This window comes from Streptomyces sp. NPDC031100, assembly GCF_055570785.1.
Genome location: NZ_JBVIGN010000028.1, coordinates 23,768 through 34,083 on the forward strand (window position 1 = coordinate 23,768; position 10,316 = coordinate 34,083).

Here is a 10,316-nt window from a genome sequence, read left to right on the forward strand (position 1 = left end):
CCGGGACCGGCCGAACATCTCGTTTCGGCCGGCCAGTGTATGCAGACCGTGCGACGGCGCCCTCGACAGCCACGCGGTGTCCCCGCGAAATCCCGCCCTCAGCGCCCTTGGTACTTCGCCGCGCTGGAACGGGCCGTCCCGAGCTTGGCGTAGAGCCGCTTGCCCGGGCAGTCGGTCGAGAACCCGTCCCGATGGCCGGAGATCACGTTCAGTCGTACCTTCTTACCCTTTGGGTAGAGATTGCCACCTCCCGACGTCAGATATGTGTGTCCCCGCGGATTGGCGCCGAAGAGCCCGAGCTTCCACGCGGTGAGCCGGGCGATGGCCTTGACCGCCGCACTGGACGGCTTGGTGGAGCCGTAACTGCCGATCACGGCGATGCCCATGCTGTTGGTGTTGAACCCGCGGGTGTGGGCACCCTGGACCGCCTTCGTCACGCCCCCGGCCCGGCCCTCGTAGAGGGTTCCGCACTTGTCGACGAGGAAGTTGTAGCCGATGTCCCGCCAGCCCATGCTCTTGACGTGGTAGCGGTAGATACTGCGGATGACGGAGGGGGCCTTGGAGCAGGCGTACTTGTTGCCCGAGGACGTGTGGTGGACGAAGGCCGCCTTGACCTTCTTCATGTAGAGGAACCCGCCTTCGCGCAGTGACTCGTCCGCGCCCCAGCCCCGGCGCGTCACGATCCGCGGGCGCCGCCCGATGTGCGGTTTCGCACGCGGAACGCCCGTGTCCAGACGGGCCAGTTCCTGCTCGGTGGCCAACTGGTCCAGCTCCGGGATCTCCAGGGCGCCGAAGGGCACGAGGTCGGCGTTGGCCCCGTAGGCGGCGATCGTCGGGTTCGGCTGGGTGCCGATCCCGGTGTGGGGCACCTCCGCCGGCGAGCCCTGGGGCGGGTCCTCGTCCCCCGGGTCCACGAGTTCCAGGCGCAGCCCGGACGGCAGGAGCGAGTGCGGGCCGCCGGAACGGTCGACCCGGACTCCGGCCACCGGGCCGGGCACGGAGTTCGCGCGCACCCGGACGTCCACGCCGTCCGAGTCGCCCACCCACAGCGGCGCGGTGCCCCCGCGCACACGGCCCGGGGAGTGTTCCGCCGCGCCCGGGTCGGCGCCGTGGTCCCCGTTGTGCGTCTCGACGTCCTGCCAGCCGGACCACGTTCCGGACGCGGCGGCCCGGGTACGGACCTGGACCCGGCCGTCCAGCTCGGTGTCCGGGTCGTCCCAGACCACGCCGACCAGCGAGAAGTGCCGTACGTCGGTGCGGTACAGGCCCTGTTCCGGGACCGCATCGAGGACGCGCGCGCGGGTGAGGGGGACGAGGGGCAGCGACTGGGTGCTGCCGGGGATGCCCTCGCTCAACCGGCCCGTGGCGGCCGTCCGCTCCGCGCGCACGGGCGCGGCGGTCGCGGGCGGGGTCAGCGGGAGCGCGAGGGCGAGGGCGGCCGCGCACGTGACGCCGATCGAAGTGGCACCGACGGAGGAAGTGAGGAATCCATGCATGCCCATGATCATGGACATAGTCAGACAAATTTATCCATAGGCAAACTGACGGTCCGTCGGAAACCGTTGCGCCGAACCGGTGGCTCCGGCAGTCGGTGCACAGGCCCGCCCCGGCGTACTCTTGCCCGGGTGACTGCCACCGATCGCACCCCTGCCGACCTGCTGAGTTCCGCCCTCGCCGCGGACCCCGGCCGTCCCCTGGTGACCTTCTACGACGACGCCACGGGCGAACGCGTCGAACTGTCCGTGGCCACCTTCGCCAATTGGGTGGCCAAGACCGCGAATCTCCTTCAGGGCGACCTGTCCGCCGGGCCCGGCGACCGGGTCGCGCTGCTGCTGCCCGCGCACTGGCAGACGGCCGTGTGGCTGCTCGCGTGTGCGTCGGTGGGAGCGGTGGCGGATGTGGCCGGGGATCCGGCGTCCGCCGACGTCGTCGTCAGCGGGCCGGACTCCCTGGAGGCGGCGCGGGCGTGCCGCGGGGAGCGGGTCGCTCTCGCGCTGCGGCCGTTGGGCGGGCGCTTCCCGCAGCCGCCGGACGGCTTCGCCGATTATGCGGTGGAGGTGCCGGGTCAGGGGGACCGGTTCGCGCCGTTCGCTCCCGTGGACCCGGAGGAGCCGGCGCTGATTGCCGCCGGGGCCGAGTTGAGTGGGGGCGAGGTGGTCGAGCGGGCCCTGGCGGACGCGCCGTCGCTGGACTTGACGGGGCCGGGGTCCCGGTTGCTGTCAGGGCTGTCGTACGACACGTGGGAAGGGCTCAGCGCGGGGTTGTATGCGCCGTTGGCCGTCGGGGGGTCCGTGGTGTTGTGCCGGCATCTTGATCGACTGGGTGAGGAAGGACTGGCCCAGCGGATCGAGAGCGAGAGGGTGACTGCGGTTCGGCGTTGAGCCCGGCCGCCTTCCCCCGTATGGAGTAGTACAGGGCGCCTTCGGTCCCTCTCCCCGCCATCGTCGTAAGAGCAGGACGTGACGCCCGTACGGCATGAGGGGGCCCGCACGTGAGCGACAGCGGCGGTAAGGCCTTCGGGGCCGGGGTCGGCGCCTCGGCCAGTGGGGACGGGCCGGTGCGGCGGCGTCGGCGGCGGTGGGTGCGGGGGACCGCGCTGACGGTGGGCCTGGTCGTCGTGGCGGCCGCCGGGGCCGGCTGGGCCCTGTACGCCAAGCTCAGTGCCAACATCACCCCCGACGAGGCGGCCGCCGCGGAACTCGCCCGGTACGAGCGGGAGCGGCCCACCGCGCTGGTGCGGGGCGCGCAGAACATCCTGCTGATCGGGTCGGACACCCGGGCCGGGGGCGGCAACCAGCAGTACGGGCGGGACCTGGGCAGCGAGCGGTCGGACACCACGATCCTGCTGCACCTGGCCGCCGACCGGCGCAGCGCCACCGCCGTCTCGCTGCCGCGGGACCTGATGGTGGACATCCCCGGCTGCCTGAAGGCGGACGGCACCCGCAGCGAGCCGGTGTTCGCGATGTTCAACCACGCCTTCCAGGTCGGCGGTTCGGCCTGCACCATCCGTACCGTCGAGAAGCTCACGGACATCCGGATCGACCATCACATGGTGGTCGACTTCAGCGGGTTCAAGGAGATGGTCGACGCCGTCGATGGCGTACAGGTGTGCCTGAGGGAACCGATCGACGACAAGGCGGCCAAGCTGAAGCTGCCGGCGGGCAGGGTGACGCTCGACGGGGAGCAGGCGCTCGGGTACGTACGGGCCCGCAAGTCGCTCGGCGACGGCAGCGACACCGAGCGGATGGAGCGGCAGCAGCTCTTCCTCGGCGCGCTCGTCGACAAGGTCCAGAGCAACGACGTCCTGCTGAACCCGGTGAAGCTCTATCCGGTGCTGGACGCGGCCACCTCCGCGCTCACCACGGACCCGGAACTGGCAAGTCTGCGCGGTTTGTACCAATTGGTGCGCGGACTGCGGAACATCCCCACCGAACATGTGCAGTTCCTGACGGTGCCGCGGGAGTCGTACGTCTACGACGCAAATCGCGACCAACTCGTGGAGCCGGAGGCCGAGAAGCTGTTCGCGCGGCTACGGACCGACCGGCCGGTGGCGGTGCGGCAGGACGCTGCACCGGAAGTTCCCGGCAATTCACCAGAAGTTACCGGCGAAAGCCCGCGAGGAGTCCGTGAGAACGGCCCCTCCCCCGCCCCGACGTTCCGCGGAAACACGGCCGCCGAGCACCCCTGCGAGTAATGCGCGCACCAAGGCGACGAACCTCTGTCCAGAAAAATGAGGCGGATTGCCCAGTTGTAGGAAGGTGGAATTTGTCACCGGCGTCGCCTGACGCTGAACTGGGCGGATAGTGTGAGCGACCCGGTGCACCCGGCCGCGAGGTCAGCCCTGAGGTCGCGCACCGATTCACCGAGACCCGAGCGCCTTTGAGGGGGAAGGCGCCGCGTGGCCCCGACGGAGGATTCGGACAACCGTGGACGCGCAAGGCCGTGGGCGGGCGGACAACATCGACCCCGCAGACCAGTGGGTACTCAATCCGAACACCGGCGAATACGAACTGCGACTGAGCCCTTCCGCAGCGCAGTCGTCGGTCCCCGGTCCGCGGAGAGCGAAGCCCCGCGACCCCGGCGGTGCGGCGCGCGGCCGCGGCGACGCGGCGGCGCGGGAGACGCGCGAGGTGCGCGAGATGCGGCAGGTGCGCGGCGCCGACGTGCCGCAGCAGCGCCGACGCCGGGGGGCCGAGCCCGAGACGCCGCCGGGGAGGCGCAGCCGGCGGCCGGTGAAGAAGAAGTCGAAGGCGAAGAAGATACTGCTGTGGACCGGAGGGTCCATGGCCTTCGTGCTGGTCGCCGTGACGGCCGCCGGATACCTCTACATAAAGCACCTGAACGACAACATCACGTCCGTCCCCGACGACGGCGCGAGCACCGGTGGCTTCCGTAAGGACGAGGCCATCAACATCCTGCTGATCGGCACGGACAAGCGCACCGGCAAGGGCAACGAGGGCTACGGCGACGCGGGCAGCGTCGGGCACGCCGACACCAACATCCTGCTGCACGTCTCCAAGGACCGGTCCAACGCCACCGCGCTGAGCATCCCGCGTGACCTGATCGTCGACGTCCCGGACTGTCCGACGCAGCAGGCCGACGGCAGCCAGAAGGTCATTCCGGGCACGAACGGCGTCCGCTTCAACACGAGCCTCGGGCAGGACGGCCGTACACCGAGCTGCACCATGCGCGCGGTGACCGAGCTGACCGGGATCAAGCCGGACGACTTCATGGTGGCGGACTTCAACGCGGTCAAGACACTGACCGAGGCCGTCGGAGGTGTCGAGGTCTGTCTGGGCAAGGACATCAACGACAAGGACTCGCACCTCAAGCTCTCCAAGGGCACGCACAACATCTCCGGCGAGCAGGCGCTCGCGTTCGTGCGCACCCGGCATTCCGTCGGCTTCGGCGGTGACCTGAGCCGGATCACGCTGCAGCAGCAGTTCCTGAGTGCACTGATGCGCAAGCTGAAGGGGAACGCCACCCTCACCAACCCCTCGAAGATGCTGAGCCTGGCGGAGGCGGGCACCAAGGCGCTGACCGTCGACGACAAGCTGGACACCATCAGCAAGCTGAAGGACCTGGGTCTGGAGCTGGGCAAGCTCAATCCGAAGAACCTGACCTTCACGACGGTGCCGGTCGTGGACAACCCGGCGGAGAAGGTCAAGACCACGGTCGTCCTCAACGAGTCGAAGGCCCCCGCGGTCTTCGACGCCATCAAGAACGACGTCTCCTTCACCGAGGTGAAGAAGAAGGAGAAGGCCGCCAAGAACGCGGCGTCGCAAGCGGCGGCAGCCCGCCTGAAGGGCAGCAGGTCCGCGCCGTCCGAGGTGCGGGTGCGCATCCTCAACGGCGGTGCCGAGGCCGGCAGCGCGCAGGAGACCCTCCAGTGGCTGCAGACCGACAAGGGCGTGCTCAAGTCCGAGAACGCGGGCAACGCGCCCGCGGAGCTGGGCAAGACCACCCTGGAGTACGCGCCCGACCAGGCGTCCCAGGCGCGTGAACTGGCCGCCCTGATGGGGCTGCCCGGCACCGCGCTGAAGCCGGGCAAGAGCGTGACCAACTCCCAGGGGCTGCCGGCGATGATCCTGACCCTGGGCAAGGACTTCAAGGGTGCGGGCGTCTCCCTCACGGCTCCGACGAAGGCGCCCGACGTCGACAAGTCCACGGCAGACAAGGTTCAGTGCGCCTCGTAGGTAACCCAACGGGTCCGTCGTGCGTCTAACTCGGGGCGGGACGGACCCGTTGCGTGGCGCATGGTGGGGAGGGCAAGGAGTTGTCGCAGAGCGGTGTACGGGGGGAGCCTCCTGCGGTCGAGGACACGATGGCGCTCACGCCGCAGGCGGCCAACGCGCCGGAGGGTTCCGGACGGCACGGCGGCGGGAGCCGCGGCGGCCGTCCGAAGACCGGCCGACGCGGGCGCCGGCGGCGCGTGCTGCGCTGGTCGGCGACCGTGCTGTCCGTGGTGATACTCGGCACGGCGGGCGCCGGCTACCTGTACTACCAGCACCTCAACGGCAACATCCAGAAGGGCCTGCGCAGCAACGGCGACTCCAAGGCGCAGCGGACCCGGCCGAACGCGGCCGGCCAGACGCCGCTGAACATCCTGCTGATCGGCTCCGACAGCCGTAACTCCGACGAGAACGTGAAGCTCGGCGGCAGCAAGGACAGCCGGGGCAACCCGCCGCTCGGCGACGTGCAGATGCTCATCCACCTCTCCGCGGACCGCCAGAGCGCCGCCATGGTGAGCATCCCCCGGGACACCCGGGTCGACATCCCCGAGTGCAAGGACCCCGGAACCGGGCGCGTCTACCCGGCGACCAACGCCATCATCAACACCTCGCTGGCCCGCGGCGGTGCCGCCTGCACGCTGGACACCTGGGAGAACCTCACCGGGGTCTACATCGACCACTGGATGACGATCGACTTCGCGGGCGTGGTGAAGATGGCCGACGCCATCGGCGGGGTCGAGGTCTGTGTGAACCAGAACGTGTGGGACCACTCCACGCCCGCGCAGCACGGCGGCTCGGGGCTGAAGATGACGGCCGGGCGGAAGAAGGTCAAAGGCGTGCAGGCGCTGCAGTGGCTGCGCACCCGGCACGCCTGGGGCAGTGACCTGATGCGGGCCCGCGCCCAGCACATGTACCTGAACTCGATGATCCGCACGCTGAAGCAGCAGAACGTGTTCACCGACACCGGCCGGCTGATGGACCTGGCCGAGGCGGCCACCAAGTCCCTGAAGGTCTCCGAGGAGATCGGCACGGTCAAGAAGCTCTACGACCTCGGCATGGAGCTGAAGTCGGTGCCGGCGAACCGCATCACGTCGGTGACGATGCCCCACGACGAGGATCCGCAGAACGGCGAGCACGTCGTGCCGTCCAAGGCCGCCGACCGGATCTGGCAGATGCTCCGCGACGACGTGCCCTTCGACAAGAACGGCAAGCCGTCGGGGGCCAGGAAGGCGGCGAGCAAGTCCGAGCCGACGAAGGCTCCTTCGGTCGACGCGGCCCGGCTCGGGGTACTGGTGCAGAACGCCACCGGGTCCTCCACCGAGGCCGCGGTCCAGGGCCGCGCCCGGACGATCGGCCAGGCGCTCGTACAGAAGGGGTACGGCAGGGCCTCGGCCGACACCTCGGCAGCGGTGTCCGCGGACGAGACCGTCGTGCGCTACCCGAGCGCCGAGCTGGAGGGGGACGCGCAGGCCGTCGCCAAGGCGCTGGGGATCCCGATGAGCCAGGTGAAGAAGTCGACCGACGTGTCAGGGGTCACCCTCGTCGTGGGCGCGGACTGGCGCACGGGCACCGCGTACCCGAAGCAGTCCGCCCCGAAGGCCGGCGACCTGCCGAGCGACTCCGACGCCCTCAACGGCTCGGACAGCTCCAAGTGCATGGACGTGTACAAGCCCTATCAGTGGTGAGCGCGACAACAGGGCCCTTCCTCGCCGAGGAGGGGCCCTGTTGTGCACGAACTCAGCGGGCTTCGAGCACCGCCGGCCGCCGCGAGGCGATCACCCGCTTCGCCAGGGACCTGGGGCTGGTCAGAAAGCCCCAGCCCCACGACATGTGCATGGTCGCCAGGGCCACCGGGATCTGCAGCCGGGCCTTCAGCGGCAACCCCTTGCCCGCGGGCACCGAACCCGCCACGATCGCGGCCAGATAGCCGCCCGGGATCACCAGGCCCCACGGCGTGAGGGCCGCGCCCACCACGAGGCCCGCCGCGATCGCGCACACCGCCGTCGGCGGGGCGAGGTAGCGCAGGTTGATGGAGCCCTCGTGGTAGCGGGCGACGACATGGCGCCAGCGGCCGTAGTCCTTGTACTGCTTGGCGAGCGCCTTCACGCTCGGCCGCGGCCGGTACGACACCTTCAGCTCCGGCGAGAACCAGATCAGGCCACCCGCCTCGCGGATGCGGAAGTTCAGCTCCCAGTCCTGGGCGCGGATGAACTCCTCGTTGTAGCCGCCCTGCTGCTCCAGCGCCTCGCGGCGGAAGACACCGAGGTAGACCGTCTCGGCGGCGCCCGCCTGGCCGCCCGTGTGGAAGGCCGCGTTGCCGACGCCGATCTTCGAGGTCATGGCGGCGGCGACCGCGTGCTCCCAGTCGTTCTCGCCCTCGGCGTGCATGATGCCGCCGACGTTCTGCGCGCCGGTCTCCTCCAGGAGCCGCACGGCGGTCGCGATGTAGTTCGGCGAGAGCATGCCGTGGCCGTCGACGCGCACGACGACCGGGTGCCGGGAGGCCTTGATCGCGGCGTTCAGGGCGGCCGGCGTGCGACCGGTCGGGTTCGGGACGGTGTGCACGCGGGGGTCTTCGGCGACCAGCTCGGCGGCGATCTCGTCCGTGCGGTCCGTGGACGGACCGAGGGCGATCACGACCTCCATCTCGCCGGCGTACTCCTGCGCGAGGATCGCTTGGACGGCCCCGCGCAGATGCCGCTCCTCGTTGAGGACCGGCATGATCACAGAAACGGCGGGGAGCTGCACGTGGGGCTTGGCGTTCATAGGGGCCTCACGTTACCGCGAATGGGGGACACCGGTGCGCGCCGCCGGGGCGTGAACGCGGGCTGGAGATCGTATCGGCCTACGGTGCTCACAAATCCCGCGTACGGCCGCAGTCCGGAGGTGTCCGTTGCCAAGCCCGCCGAGGTCCCCCGCCCGGCCGCAGCGCCGACCTCAGCCGCCCGCCCGTGTGCCACGGCAGCCCCAACGGGCCGTGCAACCCCCGCGCCCCAGGCGGCCGCGCTGGGCCATGCGGGCGGTCACCACACTGTCCGTGGTGGTACTCGCCTCTGCCGGGATCGGCCACGCGGTCGTCACCAGCCTGGACGCCGGCATCGCCCGGGTGGACGCCTTCAAGGACATGAAGAACCGGCCCCGCGCGGGGCACGGCATGAACGTCCTGCTGGTCGGCACCGACGGCCGCGACAAGCTCAGCGAGCAGCAGCGGCGCGCGTACCGGCTGGGCGGGGCGCCCTGCCACTGCACGGACACGATGATGATCGTGCACATCTCGGACGACCGGGAGCGGGCGAGCGTGGTCAGCCTGCCGCGCGACTCCTACGCCGAGGTGCCCGAGCGTGTCGACGCCGCCACCGGGCTGCGGCACGCCGCGCACCCCGTCAAGCTGAACGCGGCCTACGCCGAGGGCGGCCCCCAGCTGACCATCAGCACGGTCGAGAACATGACCCATGTGAAGATCGACCACTATCTGGAGGTCGACTTCACCAGCTTCATGAAGACCGTAGACGTGCTCGGCGGGGTCCGGGTCTGTACGGCGACACCGCTGAAGGACTCGTACACCGGTCTCGACCTCGCCCCCGGCACCCACACCCTGGGCGGCGGGCAGGCGCTGCAGTACGTACGGGCCCGGCACGTCGACGCGGGGAGCGACCTGGGGCGGATGAAGCGGCAGCAGCGGTTCCTGGCCGCGCTGATCGACCAGGCCACCTCCTCCGGGGTGCTGCTCAACCCGATGCGGTTCAGGGACGTGACGCGGGCGGTGCTCGGCTCGGTGCGGGCGGACGAGGGCTTCGGCACCGACGAGCTGCTCGACCTCGGCCGGGCGATGCGGAACTTCTCCCCGTCCTCCTCCGAGTTCATCACCGTGCCCATCGGGCAGATGAACTTCCCCGTCAAGGGCATCGGCTCGACCCTGAAGTGGGACCCGGCGGCGTCCGGCCGGCTCTTCTCGGCCCTGCGCGAGGACAAGCCGCTCGCCGTGGACCGCCCGCACCGCGGACCGCTGCCCACGCCCGTCGAGGTCGACCCGCGCCAGATCCGGGTCCAGGTGGAGAACGGCACCGGCACGGCCGGGCTCGCCAAGCGGATCGACGCGGCGCTCGTGGCGGCCGGCTTCGCCACCACCCGTCAGCCGACCACCGCGGCCGTCCACGACGTGACGCGCACGGTGATCTCCTACGACCCCCGCTGGGACCGCTCCGCGCGCACCCTGGCCGCGGCCCTGCCCGGCAGCGAAGTGCGCGCGGTACCGGGCATGGGCCAGATGCTGAAGGTGACCGCCGGGGCCGACTTCAAGGCGGTGCACCAGGTGAAGGTCGAGGACCCGGCCAGACCGGAGCAGAACGTACTGCGCGGCAACGAGGTGATCTGTTCAGGAACCGAGGGGGTCTAGCGCTGCACGGCCGAGGGCTGCCAGGGCCTGTCCGGCGGATCAGGCTGGCTCCAGGCAACGGTGCCTCATCGACGCAGGTCAGCGGGGTCTGGTGCGTCCAGCTGCAAGGCGGAGGAGGGAGTCGACGCGGAGCGTCGGGGACCGACGACAACGCGGCAGATGGGCGTGCCAGACCCCGCGTCTCCGGC

The 10,316-nt window shown here is 70.5% G+C and carries 7 protein-coding genes; 5 read left to right on the plus strand and 2 right to left on the minus strand.

All coding sequences use genetic code 11. The features are described from left to right. Positions 1-98: 98 nt before the first annotated feature. Positions 99-1,496, minus strand: coding sequence for a peptidoglycan recognition protein family protein (locus ACZ5DS_RS42300; RefSeq protein ID WP_468249772.1), 1,398 nt, complete (start codon positions 1,494-1,496; stop codon positions 99-101). A gap of 129 nt (positions 1,497-1,625) precedes the next feature. On the opposite strand from ACZ5DS_RS42300, the gene ACZ5DS_RS42305 reads away from it, so the two are divergent. From ACZ5DS_RS42305 to ACZ5DS_RS42320, 4 genes are all read left to right on the plus strand, one after another. Continuing rightward, positions 1,626-2,381: a TIGR03089 family protein gene (locus ACZ5DS_RS42305; RefSeq protein WP_468249774.1), complete on the plus strand. Its 756-nt coding sequence runs from the start codon at positions 1,626-1,628 to the stop codon at positions 2,379-2,381. A gap of 110 nt (positions 2,382-2,491) precedes the next feature. Next, the gene (locus tag ACZ5DS_RS42310; RefSeq protein ID WP_468249776.1) at positions 2,492-3,694 is read left to right on the plus strand and encodes an LCP family protein; all 1,203 of its coding nucleotides are present in this window, start codon (positions 2,492-2,494) and stop codon (positions 3,692-3,694) included. 232 nt (positions 3,695-3,926) lie between these two features. Then, entirely contained in the window at positions 3,927-5,696 is a 1,770-nt protein-coding gene (locus tag ACZ5DS_RS42315; RefSeq protein WP_468249779.1) for an LCP family protein, read from the plus strand. 128 nt (positions 5,697-5,824) lie between these two features. Further along, entirely contained in the window at positions 5,825-7,417 is a 1,593-nt protein-coding gene (locus ACZ5DS_RS42320; RefSeq protein ID WP_468249786.1) for an LCP family protein, read from the plus strand. Between the two features lie 52 nt (positions 7,418-7,469). On the opposite strand, the gene ACZ5DS_RS42325 is transcribed toward ACZ5DS_RS42320, so the two are convergent. After that, the gene (locus tag ACZ5DS_RS42325; protein WP_468249780.1) at positions 7,470-8,498 is read right to left on the minus strand and encodes a glycosyltransferase family 2 protein; all 1,029 of its coding nucleotides are present in this window, start codon (positions 8,496-8,498) and stop codon (positions 7,470-7,472) included. A gap of 127 nt (positions 8,499-8,625) precedes the next feature. On the opposite strand from ACZ5DS_RS42325, the gene ACZ5DS_RS42330 reads away from it, so the two are divergent. After that, positions 8,626-10,128 carry an LCP family protein gene (locus ACZ5DS_RS42330; RefSeq protein ID WP_468249782.1) on the plus strand — a complete coding sequence of 501 codons (1,503 nt, stop codon included), beginning with the start codon at positions 8,626-8,628 and terminating at the stop codon, positions 10,126-10,128. Positions 10,129-10,316 lie beyond the last annotated feature (188 nt).

Excerpts from the sequence above, each read along its gene's own strand:
- ACZ5DS_RS42300 (WP_468249772.1), bottom strand. The coding sequence starts at position 1,496 with ATGCATGGATTCCTCACTTCCTCCGTCGGTGCCACTTCGATCGGCGTC.
- ACZ5DS_RS42320 (WP_468249786.1), top strand. The coding sequence starts at position 5,825 with ATGGCGCTCACGCCGCAGGCGGCCAACGCGCCGGAGGGTTCCGGACGG.
- ACZ5DS_RS42325 (WP_468249780.1), bottom strand. The coding sequence starts at position 8,498 with ATGAACGCCAAGCCCCACGTGCAGCTCCCCGCCGTTTCTGTGATCATG.